Below are 21,009 nucleotides of genomic sequence, written 5' to 3'. Positions count from 1 at the left end.
TACCGTTCAGTAAGCCTATTCAAATACCTCAATTTCATTCACTTCAATATTTTTGCTATCCGTTCGGAATTTAACGTAGTAGACGTTTGCCAATGGCGCAGCAAAGTTATAAACAAACACTTGTTCATCCCCTTCTTGCACTGCCATTGGTTCAGATTGCCAAATCAAATTATGGCTTTCATCGTACGCACTAACTACGGCACCATTCATTCTGTGCTTGTAGCGCTCTCTCTCTACACCATGTACGACAATTGATCTTACCGCTGTTTCTTTTGTCAGATCAATCGTTAGCTCTTGATTTTGATTCCTACTAGAGATAAATCGTGTCGATGTATCACCATCCACTGAATTCACTACAGGGCTATGACTACGGGCAGTCGTTGCACTTACTGGCTTATTTAGCGCCACATTGGTAAGTGTCCGCTCACCAAACTGAGTATATTTACCTTGGCGTTGGAAATCAGATAACTCCGTTTTTGGGGCACCTTCTGGGTGATATTTAACATCTTGGTTAAATGGAAGTGTTTTCAAGTACTCCAAGCCTTTCCCTTCATTATGGGCTTCAACATACTTCCTAAATAATTCAATATAGTTCGAATCTATATCCATTGTTTTGTTTGGATATGGTAGCTCTATATTGTGATGCCCCCATATACCACCCCATTCTATTGGCTGCCATGAGTTATTAAATGGAGCGGCTGAATTCGGTCGTTTATCTTTTCTATTGGACTCCCAAAGCAAATTACGTTCAATGATATTGTCTTCATTGATTAACATTTTCCCATCTTTAATAAAGCCAGCTAAGAAAATTTTGGTTAGTGGGTTTATACCCCAATCACTGTATTCGTTGCAGAAGTTATCATAGTGACCACCACCGATTGTATGACCCGCTTCGTGTGAGTAGATCTCCATGCCATGATTAAATATTGTTGTGTTTGTCCCATTTTGATCGGGTAAGCCATACCATTTTTTTGCGTCATAATGTTCAGCAGCTCGTTCATCATACAAGAAATGTCCATTAAAAAAGCCTCTTGCTGCACTGACACCTAGCGTGGCACCGCCTCCCCAGCCTCCGCCGCCAGTTTCTGTGTAGTTATAATACCGTGAACGCAGCGTGTTCAAACGCCATTCTTTTGTATCATTTGAATAGAATTTGCCATAGTCATGATCATAACGAGAAAAAGCCTCGTCATAGTATTCTCGCCCTTTCTCGCTTAACTCGGCATAATCAGTTTCAGTATTCCATTTATATGCAGGGTTAGCCGCTTTCACATTTAAGAATGGGGTATCCATCCATGCTTGCTCAAATTCTTCTGAACCTACAATTTTCGACCAATTAATAATAGCCCCAAGCATATATCTCATCGCATTGGGCGTTTCTGGACGCCATTTAACACTAGAAGTTAATTTGAAGTCCTCCTGATGAAATAATCGAGATCTAAATTTAAATGAGATAGTCGATAAGTTAGGACGAGCATTTTGCTGATCTTTATCTTGTGGAATGTAGTCATACGTAGCATCAATAAAATCATCTGCTGTTAGCGTGACCAACTCTTCAGTGCCTGTTATTTGGTACTCTAAGAATCCAGAATGAATAGGGTGTGTAAAACGGAGTTCTGAAATCGCAGGCAGTGAAGAGACATTTAAAAGATCAACGGTAGTACCATTGGCCAGTTTTGCAACATACACCATATTAGTGAACACAAGTGGCGCATCATTGAACAGAGTTAGATAGTCATCTGTTGCTGTAATTCTTAGTACATTTGAAGGATAAAAGGTTTTGCTAGTAAAGTGGTTTAGTCTGTCATTATCACGCAACCATACGTCATGAATATAGTTTTCAGGCTGGTCAATCGTCATCACATCTTGTGCGTAAGTGGCATTCGCAATAAGGGTGCAACTGGTCAATCCTATTGTCGTGATCAAGTTTTTTGACCATCTTTTAATTTGGCGGGGATTTTTCTTCATATTATTATTCCTGCTGTAAAAAGTAGCTTAAGATCAATACTGAGTTGAACTTCAATCTGATGCTTCACAGTGATATTAGCGGCAATAATAATAGGCGATGAAAATATGTTTACAGAATGGAATTAGGATCTAACTTATTGATTTTAATTTATTTTATTAAATATCACTAATGATATAAAACTTAATTAACGCAATGTAATCCAATAAATAGAGACGCATCTCCACCTATTGGATCTAAACAATCGACAACAATAATATCTTGTTTTGACTCATGTTTAACTAGCGACGTGACGCTTGTTTTTTAAGTTCAAAATCAAATTCATCAGGGAACAAAATTACCCCTTCTTCTTTTTCATTTGGAAAAACAACAACAGCCAGTTCGTCATCTTCTAATCCGACGGTCCAGCGACTGTGCCATTTGTTAAGTGAAATAGCTTCTGCTTTGCAAGCCTCCCATTCACCAGTGGCCCACGCTTGAGCGAATTCTTGATTTGGCCATACTGGCACACAATCTTCTTCTTCTGTATTTAGCATCACACAACCGTGCTCATCCGTTAGAATCCAAACTTCACGGTTTGCAACGATCTCTTTAACACAGTATTTAAAACGCTTTTCTTCGTCGTATTTATTAATGGCATCAATTTGTGAAGCATCTAAAGACTTTGACATAACGAGTTCTCGATTGAAGATTTAAAAAATAAAAGGGCTGACGATTACGCCAACCCCTTTCTAATCTCTAATAGTAGTTTGTAATTAAACTAGCTCACCTTGAAGCCAAGGCCAGCCTTGCTTTTTACGGCTAAGAGTATTTTCCATCATTAGCATGCCGTTAACTTCGTGCTTCGCTAATTTTTCAGCCCACTCACCTTTGTAGATAAGTCGAGTTTGAGCCGTGGTGATATCCGTCAGCATCACAGCAGCAAAAGCCAATTTGTCTTCTTCGCAACGACGAACAAGGTCAGCTTCAAGCGCTTCAATCATACCGTCTACTTGCTCAAGTGTTGCAAGCTCAACTTGACCAACGACAACGTCACGGCCGTTAAACGGGTAACCTTTTAAATCTTTCTCTACCAATTCAGCCGCTGAAAGGCCTTCGATGTTTGTTTTCGCAATCAATAGATCTTTGATAAACGCATCAACATCTTGAACGTCTGCAATTTCTGCAAGTTCAGCAACCGCATCTTTATCTTTTTGCGTGCATGTTGGAGACGCAAAGCCTACTGTGTCAGAAAGAATCGCAGACATCATTAATTTTGCAATTTGTTGAGAAATAGCATGTCCTTCAATTTTGAACATATTGAATAGAACGGTGTTAGTACAACCTACAGGCCAGATCCAAGCTTCCATTGGGTTTACCGTCATCACATCGCCTAAACGGTGGTGATCGACAATGCCTAGGATTTCTGCGTCAGCCACATCATCCGGTGCTTGAGCAAGATCTGAATAATCGACTAACCAGATTTTTTCACCCGCCACTGAAGTACGAAGCTCAGGAGACGTCGCTCCAGCCACTTCAAGAATGTGCTGTGTTTCACGGTTGATTTCACCCTGACGGATTGGTTGCGCTTCAAGACCACGAGCTTTAAGCAGCTCTGTCGCTACTAGTGCACTACAAATACTATCGCTATCTGGGTTTTTATGACCAACAACTAGAATCATTTCTCTTCCTATCAATATCTATTTTTATAACCTACCTACAATGTAGATAAGCAAATTCTCACAATGGGCGATACTTTACCTGATTTTTTGGATCAGATCATGAGTTTGGGCGAATTAATCATGTAAAAAAATGTTCAAAAAACAAACAGAGAATCTCTTAAGATCCATCTTATTAATCGGTTGATTGCCGAAACATACTTATTCTCACTAATAAGTGTAGGGCTGTTTCTCCAAATTTGACAATTAATATTGATAACCATTCTCATTCGTATATAGTAATTACAGTCTCATTTGAATTGGTCAGTATTATGGAATTACTCAAGCATCTATCATCAACAAGACTGTTTTCTGTCTCTCAGTTTAAAATCTCTCATAAGCGATTGATTCTGCCCATTGCCCTGATCACTTTACTCTCAGTTGAGAATACACGAGATATTACTGTTGCAACACTATCTGATGCTTTCTGGGCGGTATCTTGCTATGTGGCATTGACTCTTGCTATTTATCACTACATTTCTCAATTTATCAGTAAAACCAATAAGATTACTAAACTATATCAAGGCTCTAGACACTATCAGATTTTTTTCTCTGCGCTGCTAGGGGCGTTACCTGGGTGTGGTGGCGCTATTGTTGTCACCACTCAATTTGTCAGTGGTCGCGTAGGGTTTGGCGCTATTGTTGCGGTGTTAACCTCTACAATGGGAGATGCGGCATTTCTCCTGCTTGCTAGCCAACCTTCAACAGGGTTCGGCATTATTATATTAGGGGTGATTGTCGGAACCATTTCAGGTTTAGTCGTAAACCATTTTCACGCCGATGATTTTTTACGTCCCGAACTCCAAAAGAAACTAAGCAGCACGCTGTCTACCTGCTCGAAAAAACTCAAGCCATCTCCACTGCAACAAAGGGCAATTAACCTGCAAGGAGCATTTTGGAAATGGTTATTGGTTCCCGCGAGCATAATTGCGGTTTTAGGCTCATTTCAAGTTGATATCAACGCTCTGCTTTCTCTACCTGACCTTTCCATCGAGTGGATTGGAGCCATGCTATCAGTGACAACAATGAGTCTTTGGGCTTTGACAGAAGAACTTCATGATTATGAGTCGACAGTTTCGGAAGACAAAAAATGTATCACCTCCCACCCAATTCAAAAGGCTGCACAAGACACTAACTTTGTAAGTGCATGGGTGATTATCGCCTTCCTAGTTTTTGAATTAACGACGTACTTTACGCAAGTTGATCTCCATAGCGCATTTTCTGGTTGGGGAGCTTTTATGCCTCTAATCGGACTCGCGGTTGGAATGTTACCCGGATGTGGGCCTCAAATCTTAATTACTAGCATGTACATTTCAGGAGCAGTCCCCTTCTCCACCCAAATTGCTAATGCGATTTCAAATGATGGCGATGCGCTGTTTCCAGCGATAGCTCTCGCTCCAAAAGCAGCCATGGTCGCCACTCTATATTCCGCTATACCCGCTCTCATTGTTGGCTATGGATACTACTTTTTGTTCGAGATTTAAGGCCAACTCTGTTTTAGAAATTGGTTCCAAGTTCGAGATTCAATATCTAAAATTTCGTTCTTGCGATAAAAAAGCAGCCACTGATATGGCTGCTATTCGCTTTTTCAATATTAACTATTTCAACATTAATTATTTCCGATTCACTAAGGAACCGAAAAGTAATAGGTCTTTAGGCCATCGTTACTCTGCCGTGACAATTGCCAGGCTCGTCAATCCTGCGGGTAACGTAAATTGGAAAATCTGAGTCGGTTGCTCACTCAGTTTTTCACCTGTCCAATAGTGATACCAATGCACTGGATGATCAGAAGCCAATGTGAACTCTTTCTCATCACCATGATAGTTAAATAAGCAATGAAGATGATTATGCTCTGTTAAATTCAGTACGGCGTGATTTAATGATAATGAGGAGAACTCGGCCGCTTGCTGGCTATGTTTATGCCTTATTATCAGCTTACTCAACGAACGCTGAGCATAGGGAGTTAATTCTGGCAGTGGATCACCAGACAGCAGTAAACCACCACTTGCGAGGCAAACATCTCGATGAAAATTATAACTTTTGCGATCTGTCGTTTGGTTCGGTAAAGAGGTTAATGTGACGCAATCTGGATCTATCTGCCAGAGTTTGCGATGCTGCCAACTTCGATAAAAGGTCTCTTTCGCTATTTGTTCAAACCGATGAGGGTGTCGCTCTACATCATCAGAAACCCTCATGGCATCGACTAAACCTAACGATGGCCACATTGGTGCATTACACCCAAGCAACCAAGCATCACCAGCCCCTTTAGCAATCGCTTCCATCCCCATTCGGTAAGCTTGAACACCTGTTACGCCGGGTTGATAACGCTTACCTTTCAACGTTCCCCAGTAGTTAGCATCAAGCTTGAATAATTCAACGCCCCACTCTTCACGCATCGTTTTTACGATATGAGTCAAATGTGCTTTCACTTCTGGATGAGAAGTATCCAAAATATACCAAGGTGTGCATCTCCAGCCACCATAAGTGACATCTTCAGCTTTTAGTAAGTTGCCTTGCTCATCTTTCACAAACCAGTTTGGATGATTACGGAAAACCTCAGATTCTGGCTGAGCAATAAAGGGCGCCATCCAGATCGCAGGTTTCTTTCCTTTTTCTTTAATACTTTGAATCAGCTCTTTTACACCATTAGTGAATTTGTCTGATGGCGTTAACCAATCCCCCATAAAGGCTTGGTAACCATCATCGAGCAACACCCATTCAAGATTGTCTAAATCACCCTTCATATGATCAACATTAAGCTGAATATTCTGTTCAGTGACCTCAGCATAATAGGCATACCAAGAACACCACCCGACCGGCGCTTTCTGATTGACACCTAAACGCGGCTTATGGTGCTGCGCAATCAGTTCACCATATTCAGTGTACAGATCGGCTAAGGATGACCCAGTTAGGATGGTGATGGATTCGAGATTGTTATTTTCCCATGTTTGCGGTTGGCTGCCTTCACCATCGATACTGGCTATTATTTCCAGCCCATTTTCTCCCTCGATGATTTCAAAAAAACCGGCGAAACGTTGGCAACTTGTAAAACCAAACAGGGTATAGCCATTCGACTCTTCAAGAACCAAATAATTGTAATACCGCTTGGCTGCATTTTGAGGGTAGATTCGGTAACTGGCATCGTTATCAGGGCAACGACCAATATCAATCGGTTGGTCAACGGTACCACCAGTTTGAGCCAACATCTGAAATCCATCGCCAATAACTGTCGCACTGCGTTCAAAATTGCAGCTGGTCTGGATCAGGGGAAAATAGGTAGGTAGTGGTGAGTTATGAATTCCTATGTATTTAAACCAAATTTGTTTGTCTTCATGTCGACAATTGACATCAGACTGAATCGGCTCAAGTTCACGTGAGCAAGGTAACGTAATAATTTCTCTCATAGGTACACCAAATAGCGTAAACGCCCAAAATACAACTGCATATGCATGAATTAAGATTCGATTAGAGCATGTAAGATTGATCTTTGTCTAATTGAACAAATGCACTAAATACTAACTTGATCACGCTTTGAGTTAAGATTTGCCAAACTTCTAATGAGTATAAATCTAATGAGGATACTTGCCGATAATTTAGTCAATATGATGTCAAATATGTAGGGTCTTTATGCCTTCGAACTGAATATTTGGTATAAAAAAGCCACTTTGAAAAAGATCCAAAATGGCTAAATGTGTCTGCTGTCCGTGATGCTAGTTCACGTAAATACTGTTGGCTGCGATTATGCGCGGCTCATGTATTTGTGATCGGCAGTGTTAACTTTGATTTTATCGCCGTTCGCAATGTACTCAGGAACTTGTACTGTTAGACCTGTTGTTAGAGTCGCAGGTTTTGTGCGTGCACTTGCAGACGCGCCCTTGATTGAAGGGTCTGTTTCAACAATTAAAAGTTCAACTGCAGAAGGTAGTTCGATAGCTACAGGGCTATCGTTAACCATAAGCACCTGAAGACCTTGAACTTCTTCAGTGATGAATAAAAGCTCTTCTTCAATTGAATCTTTGTTGAAGTTGTATGGTGTGTAGTCTTCATTGTCCATGAACACGTATTCATCACCATCAATGTAAGAGAACGATACTTGGCGACGGCTAAAGTCAGCAAGATTAATCATCTCATCGGCTTTAAAGCTCTCATCAGCTTTTGCACCTGTTGTTACATCATAAAGGCGCATTCTGTAAAGGCTTGCACCCGCACGGCCACTTGGCGTTAACTTGTTGATTTCTTTAACAAGAAAAACTTTACCATTATGTTCGATTGCGGCGAACTTTTTAATATCACTTGCCTTTGGCATATCAAATAATCCTAAAAATGAATGTGGGACAAAATTACCATGATCTCAATTATTGACAAGCTTTTGCTGCATAAACTCACGCATATTTCGCGGAAAAAATACGGTTTTCGTCAACTTGACTAAAAATAGAACAATCACAGGTTCACTGACACTTTTACTTTTTGACACATAAACAAAAAGCCCGCCACGCTCTATTGATAGAGCTAGACGGACTTTCGCTTGTTACTTACTACTTATGACTTACTAATCGAGAACGGCTTATGCCACTTCGATTGGACCACCAAATGATGTTACTGGCGGTACTTTACCTTTGAATTTCTCAAAGTCTACGATACAAGTATTCGCAGATGTCGCTTGAGCAAGTTCAGATGAGCCTAAGTCTAGCGTCAGCGTATTTGGATCACCGTAAGTACAAATTGCACCTGGTTTCTCATTTAGAGGACCGTACCATGCACCCTCTTCAATACGAATCACACCACGAGGGAAAGACTCAGAAATTACCGCACCTGCCATCAACTGACCACGGTCGTTAAATACGCGAACTAAATCGCCATCTTTAATGCCTTTCGCTTTCGCATCAACTGGGTTGATGTAAACAGGCTCACGACCTTGTACAGAATACGTTGCACGGAAATCTTCTGATTCACACATTTGTGAGTGAAGACGTTTGTCTGGGTGACAAGATTGCAACCAGAATGGGTGCTTCTTAGAACCTGGACCACCGTGTGAACGTTCTGTTTTCTCGAACCACATTGGGTGGCCTTGACAGTGCTCATAACCCATACGATCGATAGTACGGCTTGAGATTTCGATGAAACCTGAAGGTGTACCTAGTGCATTAATCTCAGGATCTTGACGGAAATCAGCATGGCGAACCCAAGGTTTGCCTGTACCAAAGTCTAGTACGCCTTTTTCCCAGAACTCATCAAACTCAGGCATATCAAACTTACCTTTGTTTGCATCACGGCAATCAGAGTAAAGTGAACGTACCCACTCCATCTCATCCATTCCACGAGTGTACTCTTTATGACGACCAAAGCGGCGAGATAGCTCTGTGAAGATCTCGAAGTCTGTACGAGATTGGAACAGAGGATCGACAAGCTTATGCATAGCTAATAGGCCACGACCAGAGTAAGAACCGTAAACATCAATATCGTTACGCTCAAATTGAGTACATGCTGGCAATACGATGTCAGAGAAGCGACATGTTGCTGTCCATGCAAAATCAACCGTCACAACCGTTTGAAGTTTTTGGAATGCTTGCTTCATACGGTTACGATCTTGGTGGTGATGCCAAGGGTTGTTACCTGAAATTACCATCATTTTGTAATCTGGCAGTTTCACTTTAGAGCCGTTGTAGCGGATCTCTTTTCCAGGTTCGAGTAGACAGTCGATCCAACGAGCAACAGGGATTGTTTTGCTGTAGCCGTTAAAATCGTTGTTATCCCACTTAGGTTTTTGACCTTGGTCCACGTTACGTGGGAAACCACCAGGAGCCGCAAAACCAGTAGAAGGAACACCGATACCTGAATAGTGGTGACCGTAAGAGATACCGCCGCCAGGTAGGCCAATTTGACCAACCATAGCCGCTACTACCGCACCTGCCCAATAAGGTTGCTCACCGTGCTCTTGACGTTGAATACACCAACCAAATAGCAATTGAGTACGACCGTTAACCAGCATGCGTGCAAATTCGCGGATCTTATCAGCATCAACACCACAGATTTCAGCCGCCCATTCTGGCGTTTTTTCAATCTTATCTTTGGTTTCGCCTTTCACGTAGGCGATGAAATCATCAAAACCTAAACAGTAAGTTTCAATAAATTTCTTATCGTAAAGATCTTCATTATAAAGAACATGCGCCACTGCCATCATGAACGCCACATCAGTTTGTGGGTTAATGTACATATGGTCGTTGTTCAAGTAACGCTGTGTTTTGTTTTTCACAGGGTCAACAGAAAGAACATTAATTTCGCCTTTCGCGACTTTATCTTTCAATTGCTCTAAGTAAGGGAATGCTTCGTGAGTCGCACAGTTCCAACCTACTTGTAGGTTTTTCACTGGATCGGTAGCCCAAAGAACAATGTTGTCACTGTTTTCTAGGATTTCAGACCAAGATGTACCTTGTGCGTATACTTCTGTAGAACCTAATACGTACGGCAGAATCGTTTGACCTGCGCCCGTAGAGTAATCCCCTACTTTAGTAATGAAGTTACCGTGCATACCCACTGAGCGTTGCATGTGGCTGGTACAGCTGTGGAACTGACCAGTTTGACGCCAACCAGTTTGACCAGCGTGCAGAGCCCAAGGACCGTAGTCTTTTTGAACGCGCTCTAGCTCACGGTAGAACAAATCTAACGCTTCATCCCAAGTCACACGTACGAAACGGTTGTTACCGCGAGTTTCGCCGCTGTATTTATGCTTCTTCAACCAATCTAGACGTACCATTGGGTAACGAACACGTGACGGGCTGTAAATGATGCCTTTGATACCATTCAACATTTCTGTCGGATGTGAATCAAGTTCTAGCGGTTTGATCTCTTGAACTTTACCAGCATAGATGTGAGCACGGAACGCGCCCCAGTGAGAACCTGAAACCTTCCACGTTCCTGTTGTTTCTGCTGCGTGTGCTGTTGATGCCAATAAGCTTGGACCAATAACAGATGCGGCACTTGTCGTCGCTACACCTTTAAGAAAACTTCTGCGTGTAATAGCCATGTTTTAATACTCCATCCAACGCTTATTAGTGGCCTTCAGAAAAATCTGAAGAGTGCTTCTGAAGATACTTCAAGACAAGAGCTTCGCTGTCTCTGTCGAAGTTTACGAACGCTAGCATGCCGTCAAACATACCTGGCCAACCGTTAGCAGTGAAGTGAGCTTCATCTGGCTGTGTGTGACATACAGAACAGTTCGTTTTGTAAGCTTGCTCTGCTTTTTCCCAGATAGGAGTAATATCACCTAGCATCGCTTCTTTCTTCATCCAAACTTTCGCAGTAACACGTTGCCATGGAAGACCAGTCATATCGTCTTCTTTTCTTTCGAATGTTTCTACAATTTCATCGCTAAGTGCCGCATCTTTTAGAAGAGAAGCAACCGCAATGTTCAGACCGAAGTCTTCTTGAATTACACGACCAAAGCCTTTCGCTTTACGCCAACCAGCAATCTCAACTTGGATCATGTCGCCTTTATCAGCAATCACTTTCACGTTTGATGCTGGGTTTAGAAGACCAGCTTCTACTGTCATCTCTGCATCTTCGTAAACAGGTAGGTGACGAACACTCACAATGTCTTTGCCTGTTGAGTAATCCGTATTTGACGCTAATGCTTCAAGCTCATTGATCATACCGCCTGAACTGTCCATATCCTTAGGAAGGTTGTGAGCAATACCTTTGTGACAATCAATACAGCTTTGGTCACGCTCTGCCGCATTCTTCATTTGAATACGAGCGGTAGGGCGCATGTTTTCAAAATCCATAGAATCGTAGTTGTGACAGTTTTTACACTCTAGAGATTTGTTTGCAGAGAAACGATCCCATTCGTGTTTTGCTAATTCGATACGACGCTCTTCAAATTTTTCTGGCGTATCTAAATCGCCAAAAATCTGAGCAAATACTTCTTTAGAAGCTTGCATCTTACGAGCGATTTTAGAGGTCCATTCGTGAGGAACGTGACAGTCAGGACAAGTGGCACGAACACCAGATGTGTTTTTCCAGTGTACCGTCTCTTGTAGTTCTACATAAACGTTATCACGCATGGTGTGGCAACTTACACAGAACTCTTCTGTATTGGTTGCTTCAAGAGCAGTATTAAAACCACCCCAGAAGATCACGCCAGCAATGAAGCCGCCCATGGTCAGCACACCTAAGCTGATGTGCACAGCTGGACGAGTCATTGTCGTCCAAAGTTTAGAAATTAAGGATTTCATGATTTGCTCTCTTAAAAATTGGTTGCATTAAAAGGTCGGGCAGATTTAACCGTGAACACCAGGAGGACCCATCACGAACACTTGAAGTGCCCATACTAGGAAGCCGTAACCACCAACAAATGCAACACTCAATACTGGAAAGAGAACCACAGCAATGAAAAGGAAAGATTTCCATTCCAACGAAGGTTTTTCGCTACTTTCGATTTTATTAACATCACTCATACATTTTGCCTATTTTGTATTTAGTAATTTCGGAAGGCTCTATGGATGAGCCAAACTTTTTTCTATTTCTAGTGAAAATTTTAGACCATACAAATGGTAAGGTTCAATGAATTACCGCTGATAAACCTTGTTATTCCGTACTTTTTTGACGTCATACCGAGTTGTGTATTTTTACTTTTTTATGTGTAAATATGTGAACAAATATATCAATTTAATATTGTTGCAAAGTCATTAAGTATTTACACAAATGCCACACTTAAATATGCAACAAAGACCACCTAACACTTAAGGATTAGCAATAATCAACCTGTAAATAGAGTAGGCATTGACCGGGAAATGTTCAATTTTCATCCTTAAATGAATTTTAAATCAATGAATTTTCGCTGAAGAATTTAACAAGTATTGTATGATAACTGCGGGAAAAATGGAGATGAATAATGGAAGGAATTGTGGCAATTTCATGGTGGGATTTAAGCTTATTTTGTACAACATTAAGCATTCCTTTGGCAATCAACCGTTACTTTCAACTCGGGCTTGGCAAAGAAGCCGGGATCAGCATCATCAGGATGGTAGTGCAGCTAGTTCTGATAGGATTTTATTTAGAATACCTATTCCATTTGAATAACGTTATTGTTAATACCGCATGGGTCATATTGATGATTTTAATTGGTTCAAGTGCGATATTGAGTAAGTCCTCGCTACCTAAACGGCCACTGTTTCTGCCGGTATGCTTAGGTCTAACGGTTGGGTTAGGCCCCCTAATGATCTTATTATGCCTAGTCATTATCCAACCGACACCGCTCTATAGTGCACAGTTTGTCATTCCAATTGCGGGTATGCTTTTAGGAAACTCACTTAGTGGAAACATTGTCGCTTTACAGAATTTTTTCACCTCATTGAATGAACGTAAGAGTGAATATGAAGCAGCGATCTCACTGGGTGCACATCCCTACTATGCGTCTAATGGTTTTATACGCTCAGCCATGCAAAAATCGCTAGCTCCCATTATGGCTTCTATGGCAACAACAGGGCTGGTCACACTTCCAGGAATGATGACAGGTCAGATTTTAGGAGGGGCAAGTCCAATGGTCGCCATTAAGTATCAACTGATGATTATGATTGCCATCTTCGTCATGATGTCGATCTCCATCACTCTCACTTTACAGCTTTGCTTACGCCAAACCTTTACGCAGCAAGGACGAATAAAGATCCAATTTATCCATCAACAAGATCAAAATTAGAGTTACTCACCTAATTTTAATGCTTTTATCCACAGCTTTTGTGGATAAGATTAGAAAAAACATCCAAAAATCATATTGCTACACTGTTCATATAATAAAAAACCCGCAGTTAATGCGGGTTGCTCATATCGTGTAAGGGTTAATCTCTTAAATAGATCAGCCAATAGCCCATTCCAACGAAAATCCCACCCCCAATAATATTACCAAGGGTAACAGGAATTAGGTTGTTGATAATAAAACCAATCATATTCAAATCTGCAAAATCAGCGGGGTTCATCCCCGTCATTTGCCAAAATTCTGGAGAAGCAAAATTCTTAATTCCAATCGCCATTGGAACCTGAAACATATTGGCGATACAGTGCTCGAAACCCGCTGAGACAAACATAGCGACAGGTAAAACCATAACGATGATTTTATCCGTTAAGGTGCGCCCACTGAATGTCATCCACACCGCCACGCAAACCAATACATTACACATGATGCCTAGAGCCACTGCCTGCCAAAAACCATGGTGAAGCTTATGTTGAGAGATCAGCATAGTATTGAGACCAACTTGACCATGGTCGAACATGTATTGTTTAGAAGTAAGCATAATGCCCACCAGCAAAAGAGCACCAATCAAGTTACCAGCGTAAACCACAACCCAGTTTTTAAATAAACTTGCCCATGAGATCTTGCCACTCGCTCTTGCGACTAATGTTAAAACGGAACTGGTGAATAGCTCGCCACCCGTGATTATCACCAAAACCAAACCTAAGCTGAACGCTACGCCACCCATGAAACGAGTTAACCCCCAAGGAAGATCGCCAGCACCAGTCGTGATCGTGGTATAAAACACAAAAGCAATACCAATATGCAAACCCGCGGTGATAGCCAGTAAAAAAGATTTAATGGGATCTTTCGTAGCTTTACCGACACCAACTTCTGCAGCTCGTTCTGCCATTTGTGGAGGTAATAAAGAGTCAAATTGATTCATTTCAAACACCGGTTACATATTGATACAAATAGAGGGATTCGGATAATCCTCTTATTTTCGTCGAACATCAAGACGTAATTCGCATGTTTACTAAAAATGTTTATTTTCGGTCTTATATCTCATTTTAAATATTATAAAAATATCTCAATAGAAATAAAAACGGCACCATAAAGGTGCCGTAATCAATTGATCAATAACAAGATGTTATATTGAAGGTGCCACTATATCTTTAGCCACCTTTGATGTTTTAGGCAACAGATCAACATTAGGCGTCACAGCAACCTCTTCACTAAGAGGCGTTTCTACAATTTGTTGAGCTTCTGTTTCAAGTGGCGCATCTTCTTGAGCGTTCACTGCACTGTCTGCCGGTATCGCTTCCGGTTCAGGCTTTGTTTGTGCCGCTTGGCTCTTAAAATTCGCCACAAGCTCTTCTAAACTCTGTATATGAGCTTCACTGCGAGACACTTGTGATGTTAATAGATCTTTCTGTTTCACTTGCTCTGCTAAGAGAGTGACGTTACGTTCATTTTGTAACTTAGCTTCCGCTAACTCGCTCGTTAACACTTTAAGTTGTTTTTGTAATGATTCTGTCTGATCTTCATTATGCAAGTTTTCTATACTTGCAACAATCTTCTTAGCCTGAACACGTAAAACCTGATCTCTATAATCAGAACCATCCACAGCCTTAGATATTGCCAGTAAACGATTTTCTATTTCCAGAACGGCGGGTTCAAAATGTTCATCTTCAACACTCGCCAATAATTTAACTTGGTGAGCCACATTTTTTACATGCTCTAACTCAAAGTTTGCTGCCGCAACTGCGCCTTCAATGCTTTTTAAATCTCTTGGATTTGCCGTCACTGTGCTTTCAGCAAGCTTTATTTGAGCAGTCGCAGTAGCAAAGCTGGTGACAGCAATGTCGTTCAAGTCATTTTTTCTTAATTGAACTAAGCGCACTTTTAATGGTTGAATAAATTTTTTCTGTACCACTTTAATTTCAAGTGATTTAGCTTGATTCAGAAACTCAACTTGGGCCTCTTGAGCTTCTTCTAACTCATCAACTACAACGTATTCAAATAACGCCTTATATTTACGATAAAGTGAATTAAATTGACGGTTGTAGATTTTATCCGCTTCGATTGTTTCAAGGTAATCCATCTGCGCTATTGCATCAGCTAAAATGGTATCCGCCTTTGCTTTCAGTGCCGTCAACGCTTGATAGCTAGCTTCAACAATAGATAGCTGTTCAGTTAAAGCTTCAGCATAAGTTTCACTCGAAAACATTGAATAGCTTTTATTTATTTTACTTGGTTCAACTCGTAATTCTTGATAAATCTCGCTCGCTTCTTTCCATGCAGAATTAAGTTCAGAAAAATTTTCTGGTGCATAGATTTTTAAGCCTTCGAAACCTTGAAGCTCTGTTTCCCACTTTTGGTATTGGGCTTGTGATACTTCAAATGCCGATGTAAACAGCTCGACACCTTCTTGGTTAGTTTCACTCTTACTTCCAACTGATTCTGATGTACTTTGGCATCCCGAAACACCCAGAATCATACAAAGAGCGACTGCTGTTTTTGTGATTTTCATTATTATTCCTAACTACTGCTACGTTTAGATACTATCCTTGTTCCGACTCCGTTGGGTAGATCTTATTTATTATTGGAGTGATTACTAAACCATAATAATATAAGCAGGCTCACGACCACAACCGTTCATAAGTTGCATGAATAATATTTAACCACATCATGGTCTATTTATACTCATCGACCGTTCAATTCTGCGCCAATTTAGCGTTATGTGGCATTTTTTCGATATTATGATTGCAGATATATATCGCTGCACTTATTGTGACGGAAGTAGAAAATCAATAATAAAGGTATTCAGATGAAATTCTCAGAACAGCACATCGCAGAACTAAACTTACTTCTTCAATTTGACCTAAGCAGCGCAGCAACTGGGATCAAAGTTCATGCCGAAGCATCTGACGAAGTAAAAGGCGCGGTAGCACGTCTTTACAGCAAAAACTTATGTACTTTGCCAGACGGTGGTTACCTAACTGACGAAGGCATTGAAGCAGCAGAGAGTGCAGATAAAGTTCTACGTATCTTAAGCGCATCGTAGAAAAAATAGTTAAACGCGAAACAGGGCAAACCTAACGGGCTGCCCTGTTTTTGTATCTGACCGATCCTCATTATTTAATGGCAAATGCCAATTTTTTAAAGGGTTGGAATTTATCGTATCCCCAATTGAACACCATAGTGTAAAAGAAAAAGAACACTAAGAATCCAGCTTCAAGCGCAAGTGCGTTCAATATGCTCATGTCTAAATACCATGCAATGGTTGGCACAGTGACAAAAATCAAACCACCTTCGAATGCAATGCTATGCCCGACTCTAATTCCTAAGCTCCTTTCTGCTCTGTTATTTCCAAACATTCGGTCAAACATTACATTAAAAATATAGTTCCACACGACGGTAAATAGGCTAAGAGCAACACCGACAATCGCTAAATCACCAGCTGCATTTCCAGTGGCGAGTGCTGCTCCTGGGATAATCAGCGCCAATGCGATACATTCAAATGTAACGGCATGAAAAATTCTTTCTTTATTTGTCATTCTCTTATTCCATTGATTTCAGTTGTTTCAATGCCTGTATTATCATCTATAATTCGGATAGTAGATAATTAGATACCATCTGGAAAAGCGATATGTTTAGTATTGAGCAACTTGAAGCCTTCCAAGCAACTATTGATACAGGCTCATTCTCTGCCGCAGCAAGAAAACTAGGAAAAGCACAATCTGCCGTCAGCCAACATGTCATTAATCTTGAGATTGATTGCGGTTGTGAGCTATTTGATCGATCTGGGCGCTACCCAATATTGACAGAAGAGGGTAAAAAGCTTGCTCCCTATGCCAGTGCCACTCTTATTCAGCATAAAAGGCTAATTGGGAAGATTGATACATTAACGGACCATTACTCATCTACTTTGGTAATCGCAGTAGATGAAGGGATCCCGTTGCAAAAAATCACAACGATTCTCAAAGATCTTCATCATGAATATCCTCAGCTTTCAGTTGAACTCTTAAGTGCGACCAGCATTGATATTATTGAAATGGTTCAATCAGGACAGGCGACAACAGGCATCATTTTTAGTGAATTATCAATGCCAAGTTGTATCGATTTTGAATCTGTCGGTTCGATTGCCTTTGATGTTTACGTCTCTAATACTCACCCTTTAGCTCAAGAGGTTGCACCTCATATAGATATGCTGCGGCTACATCGACAATTGCTGATTAGTTCAAGAGACTCTAAACAGAGCAGCTTCCACCAAGCACATAGCCCAGATATATGGTATACAGGCAATTACTATATGCTTTTTGAAATGGCAAAAAGTGGTTTGGGTTGGTGTTTACTCCCTTCTCATCTCGCTGAGGATCCATCTCTTAAATCAAACCTGATCCGAGTGCCTGTTGAATTTGAAAACTTAACTTGGTTTGCCAATGTAGACGTGATCCAGCATCAAAACAAAAGTAATGAACCAATGCACAAACGTGCGCGGCAAATGCTTCGAACATTACTTAAAAAGGAAGAAAAATGAGCACTATTTCTATACTCGGTGCAGGCTGGTTAGGCCAACCCCTTGCACTGCGCCTTAAACGACTAGGCCACCAAGTCTTCGCAAGTAAAACCCAGCAAACTGGAGTCGACACACTGGTCGAGAGTGACCTTCGTGGATTTGTTTGTTTGCTTCCTGAATCCAATTTATCTTCCGATTATAAACAACTGGTTCACCATCTACAGACGCAACAATGTGATATTTTGATCGGCAGTTTTCCTCCGGGGTTTCGTTCTGGTAACGGTGAGGAGTACGCTCTACGCTGGAAGTATTTAACCCAAGCAGCGAAAGAGGCGAATGTACAAAAGATCATCATGATTAGCTCAACCACGGTTTACCCGGCAACTCATACCACGATGACAGAGGAGGATGCGTCGCTAAAACTGTCTCAAACCGCCCCACACTTCTCCAATTCAGCGTTGATCATGCTGCAAGCTGAGCAGTATGTGATTGATTCTGGCATTGAATTCGACATTGTTCGATGCAGCGGTTTAATCGGACCGAATCGTCATCCTTCACGTTTTGCCAGCAAACTTAAACAGGTCAGCCAAGCCGCTCCAGCTAATATGCTTCACCTTGAGGATGCTATTGATAGCGTAATATTCACTTTGACTCATTTAAGTAATCAGATCGTTAATGCAACCTGCCCAGAAACCGTCAGCAAAGCTGAATTCTACCAAGCTGCACTCAATGCTGTTGGCTCAACCGAAAAGCTGCCGAACATTGTGAATACTGCCGATAAAAGAATTTCATCGAAGAAATTGATGGATTTGGGCTATCAATTCCATTTCAACCACACCCTTGATGCGTTGTGATCTGCACAGTGGTTGAGGTCGAGCGTTTATATCGTCAGTGAGAGGAAACAGAAGCGGGAATTTAAAATTTAAAGACTAGAATCTGAAGCATAATTTTGCATCGCGTATTTTAGCTAGAGAGTAGGAATAAACTCTCTAGCTAAATAGAGATTGAAGCATGTCACCTAACGTTGTGTTCTAGCGACCCAAAGCTTCTTTGTAGTGCTGGCGACAAACTGACACATACTTGTCATTCCCACCTATGGCTACTTGATCTCCTTCGGCTATCGCGACACCGTGTTCATCGGTACGAATAACCATGTTTGCTTTACGACCACAGTGACAAATTGTTTTCAATTCAACTAACTTATCAGCCCAAGATAGTAAATACTTACTTCCTTCAAAGAGTTCACCTAAAAAGTCAGTTCTTAACCCGTAACATAAAACGGGGATATGCAATTTATCCACGACCTCAGTGAGCTGATAAACTTGCTCTTTAGAAAGGAATTGACACTCATCGATCAGCACACAATGGCGCTTCTCTTCACTATTCAATAATTGAATGGCATCAAAGAGGTTGGTGTCCGCTTGAAATAGCTGAGCTTCTGATTGAAGTCCAATTCGTGAGCTGACTTTACCTACACCATAGCGATTATCGAGAGCAGCAGTAAAAATGACTGGATTCATTCCGCGTTCTTGATAATTAAATGAAGATTGTAGAAGTGTTGTTGATTTACCCGCGTTCATTGCCGAGTAGTAAAAATACATCTGAGCCACAGAGATATTCCTGTCTAATAATTAAAAAATTTATTTATAAAAAAGGGCTGAAAAACAGCCCTTTTTAAATTGTTTATTACTTACGTCGCCAAGTGGTGCCATCCGCACCATCTTCTAGCTCAATGCCCATCTCATTAAGCTTATCACGCGCCATATCAGCATTCGCCCAATCTTTTGAAGCGCGAGAATCATTACGTAGCTTAATTAATGCTTCAATTTCCGCTACTTCATCATCACTTCCAGCATCACCCTTTAAGAATGCTTCAGGCTCTTGATGAAGAATGCCGATCACATCCGCAAGTTCACGCATCAATGCGCCCAAACCACTTGCTTTCTCAACACTCTCCGCTTTGATACGGTTAATATCGCGAGCCATGTCGAATAGCACAGAATAAGCTTCAGGTGTATTAAAGTCATCATTCATAGCTGCAGAGAAACGAGTTACGTACTCTTCACCACCAGCAGGAGCCGCTGATAAATCTAAACCACGTAAAGCTGTATATAGGCGTTCAAGTGAAGCACGTGCTTGGTTTAAGTTCTCTTCGCTGTAGTTCAACTGACTACGGTAATGACCAGACATTAAGAAGTAACGAACAGTCTCAGGATCATAGTGATTTAGCACGTCACGAATGGTAAAGAAATTGCCTAGTGACTTTGACATTTTTTCACGGTCAACCATCACCATGCCGCTATGCATCCAAGTATTCACATATTGAGTACCATGGGCGCAGCATGACTGTGCAATCTCATTTTCGTGATGCGGGAACTGTAGATCAGAGCCACCACCGTGAATGTCGAAGTGATTACCTAAAATCGATGAGTTCATTGCAGAACATTCAATGTGCCAACCTGGACGGCCTGGTCCCCATGGTGATTCCCATGTTGGTTCACCCGGTTTAGACATTTTCCACAAAACAAAGTCAAGTGGGCTACGTTTCGCACTTTCGATGTCAACACGAGCACCCGCTTGTAATTGATCAAGATCTTGCTTTGATAGCTTGCCGTATTCATCGTATTTTTTTACTTCAAACATCACGTCGCCATTACTAGCAACGTATGCAAAACCACGCTCGATAAGCTTTTCAACTAATGCAACAATCTCTTGAATAAAGTCCGTTGCTCGTGGCTCAACATCCGGACGCTTCATGTTCAATGAATCGAAATCTTGATGCATCTCACCAATCAGTCGCTCTGTTAAAGAATCGCAAGACTCTCCGTTTTCAGCTGCACGCTTAATGATCTTGTCATCAATGTCAGTGATATTACGAACGAACGTTAGGTCGTAACCCAAGTAACGAAGGTAACGAGAAACAACATCAAATGAAACGAATGTACGACCATGGCCAATGTGACAGAGATCGTAGATGGTTACCCCACAGACATACATGCCGATTTTGCCAGCAGTAATTGGTTTGAATTCCTCTTTTTGTCTTGTGAGTGTGTTATATATTTTTAGCATGATCTCTATCTATAATTAGTATGTGAAACAG

Annotated in this window: 18 protein-coding genes; 5 read left to right on the top strand and 13 right to left on the bottom strand. The window is 41.2% G+C overall.

The features are described from left to right. Nucleotides 1-15: 15 nt before the first annotated feature. From FCV43_RS14940 to FCV43_RS14930, 3 genes are all read right to left on the bottom strand, one after another. Complete coding sequence (locus FCV43_RS14940; RefSeq protein WP_136995653.1) at nt 16-1,968, bottom strand: hypothetical protein; 1,953 nt, start codon at nt 1,966-1,968, stop codon at nt 16-18. A gap of 279 nt (nt 1,969-2,247) precedes the next feature. Further along, nucleotides 2,248-2,637, bottom strand: a complete 390-nt coding sequence (locus tag FCV43_RS14935; RefSeq protein ID WP_113795963.1) for a DUF2750 domain-containing protein — start codon at nt 2,635-2,637, stop codon at nt 2,248-2,250. A gap of 84 nt (nt 2,638-2,721) precedes the next feature. Next, nucleotides 2,722-3,627: a manganese-dependent inorganic pyrophosphatase gene (locus tag FCV43_RS14930; RefSeq protein WP_017054727.1), complete on the bottom strand. Its 906-nt coding sequence runs from the start codon at nt 3,625-3,627 to the stop codon at nt 2,722-2,724. Between the two features lie 308 nt (nt 3,628-3,935). Here FCV43_RS14930 and FCV43_RS14925 point away from each other — a divergent pair, with 308 nt between their 5' ends. After that, complete coding sequence (locus tag FCV43_RS14925) at nt 3,936-5,147, top strand: putative manganese transporter (RefSeq protein ID WP_136995652.1); 1,212 nt, start codon at nt 3,936-3,938, stop codon at nt 5,145-5,147. Nucleotides 5,148-5,327: 180 nt separating this feature from the next. Here the strand turns inward: FCV43_RS14925 and FCV43_RS14920 are convergent, their stop codons facing one another. The 5 genes from FCV43_RS14920 to torE all read right to left on the bottom strand — a co-directional run bounded on the left by FCV43_RS14920 (nt 5,328) and on the right by torE (nt 12,116). Next, nucleotides 5,328-7,067, bottom strand: a complete 1,740-nt coding sequence (locus tag FCV43_RS14920; RefSeq protein ID WP_136995651.1) for a glycoside hydrolase family 36 protein — start codon at nt 7,065-7,067, stop codon at nt 5,328-5,330. 335 nt (nt 7,068-7,402) lie between these two features. Further along, nucleotides 7,403-7,969: an elongation factor P-like protein EfpL gene (efpL, locus tag FCV43_RS14915; protein WP_017054724.1), complete on the bottom strand. Its 567-nt coding sequence runs from the start codon at nt 7,967-7,969 to the stop codon at nt 7,403-7,405. A gap of 258 nt (nt 7,970-8,227) precedes the next feature. After that, nucleotides 8,228-10,687, bottom strand: a complete 2,460-nt coding sequence (torA, locus tag FCV43_RS14910; RefSeq protein ID WP_017054723.1) for a trimethylamine-N-oxide reductase TorA — start codon at nt 10,685-10,687, stop codon at nt 8,228-8,230. Nucleotides 10,688-10,712: 25 nt separating this feature from the next. Then, on the bottom strand, nt 10,713-11,894 hold the full coding sequence (gene torC / locus FCV43_RS14905; protein WP_017054722.1) for a pentaheme c-type cytochrome TorC: 1,182 nt from the start codon (nt 11,892-11,894) through the stop codon (nt 10,713-10,715). Between the two features lie 45 nt (nt 11,895-11,939). Continuing rightward, nucleotides 11,940-12,116: a trimethylamine N-oxide reductase system protein TorE gene (torE, locus tag FCV43_RS14900; protein WP_017054721.1), complete on the bottom strand. Its 177-nt coding sequence runs from the start codon at nt 12,114-12,116 to the stop codon at nt 11,940-11,942. A gap of 437 nt (nt 12,117-12,553) precedes the next feature. Here torE and FCV43_RS14895 point away from each other — a divergent pair, with 437 nt between their 5' ends. Beyond that, nucleotides 12,554-13,357 (top strand): ABC transporter permease, encoded by an 804-nt coding sequence (locus FCV43_RS14895; RefSeq protein WP_136995650.1) that lies wholly within the window; start codon nt 12,554-12,556, stop codon nt 13,355-13,357. 139 nt (nt 13,358-13,496) lie between these two features. On the opposite strand, the gene focA is transcribed toward FCV43_RS14895, so the two are convergent. Then, nucleotides 13,497-14,333, bottom strand: coding sequence for a formate transporter FocA (gene focA / locus FCV43_RS14890; protein WP_017054719.1), 837 nt, complete (start codon nt 14,331-14,333; stop codon nt 13,497-13,499). 204 nt (nt 14,334-14,537) lie between these two features. Then, nucleotides 14,538-15,920, bottom strand: a complete 1,383-nt coding sequence (locus tag FCV43_RS14885; RefSeq protein ID WP_136995649.1) for a hypothetical protein — start codon at nt 15,918-15,920, stop codon at nt 14,538-14,540. 297 nt (nt 15,921-16,217) lie between these two features. Here FCV43_RS14885 and FCV43_RS14880 point away from each other — a divergent pair, with 297 nt between their 5' ends. Then, nucleotides 16,218-16,454 carry a TIGR02647 family protein gene (locus tag FCV43_RS14880; protein WP_017054717.1) on the top strand — a complete coding sequence of 79 codons (237 nt, stop codon included), beginning with the start codon at nt 16,218-16,220 and terminating at the stop codon, nt 16,452-16,454. A gap of 70 nt (nt 16,455-16,524) precedes the next feature. Here the strand turns inward: FCV43_RS14880 and FCV43_RS14875 are convergent, their stop codons facing one another. Continuing rightward, nucleotides 16,525-16,947: a PACE efflux transporter gene (locus FCV43_RS14875; RefSeq protein ID WP_136995648.1), complete on the bottom strand. Its 423-nt coding sequence runs from the start codon at nt 16,945-16,947 to the stop codon at nt 16,525-16,527. Between the two features lie 92 nt (nt 16,948-17,039). On the opposite strand from FCV43_RS14875, the gene FCV43_RS14870 reads away from it, so the two are divergent. Next, nucleotides 17,040-17,930, top strand: coding sequence for a LysR family transcriptional regulator (locus FCV43_RS14870; protein ID WP_136995647.1), 891 nt, complete (start codon nt 17,040-17,042; stop codon nt 17,928-17,930). Continuing rightward, nucleotides 17,927-18,763 (top strand): NAD-dependent epimerase/dehydratase family protein, encoded by an 837-nt coding sequence (locus FCV43_RS14865; protein ID WP_136995646.1) that lies wholly within the window; start codon nt 17,927-17,929, stop codon nt 18,761-18,763. Before FCV43_RS14870 ends, FCV43_RS14865 begins: the two co-directional genes overlap by 4 nt. 177 nt (nt 18,764-18,940) lie before the next feature. On the opposite strand, the gene FCV43_RS14860 is transcribed toward FCV43_RS14865, so the two are convergent. Together FCV43_RS14860 and cysS are read right to left on the bottom strand one after the other, a co-directional pair. Beyond that, complete coding sequence (locus tag FCV43_RS14860) at nt 18,941-19,519, bottom strand: thymidine kinase (protein WP_017054713.1); 579 nt, start codon at nt 19,517-19,519, stop codon at nt 18,941-18,943. A 76-nt stretch (nt 19,520-19,595) separates the two neighbouring features. Continuing rightward, nucleotides 19,596-20,978 (bottom strand): cysteine--tRNA ligase, encoded by a 1,383-nt coding sequence (cysS, locus tag FCV43_RS14855; RefSeq protein WP_017054712.1) that lies wholly within the window; start codon nt 20,976-20,978, stop codon nt 19,596-19,598. Nucleotides 20,979-21,009: the final 31 nt, after the last annotated feature.

Source organism: Vibrio genomosp. F6, assembly GCF_005146325.1.
Lineage (GTDB): Bacteria > Pseudomonadota > Gammaproteobacteria > Enterobacterales > Vibrionaceae > Vibrio > Vibrio cortegadensis.
Note: the sequence above shows the minus strand (reverse complement) of the source record. Positions and strands in the feature narration are given on the sequence as shown.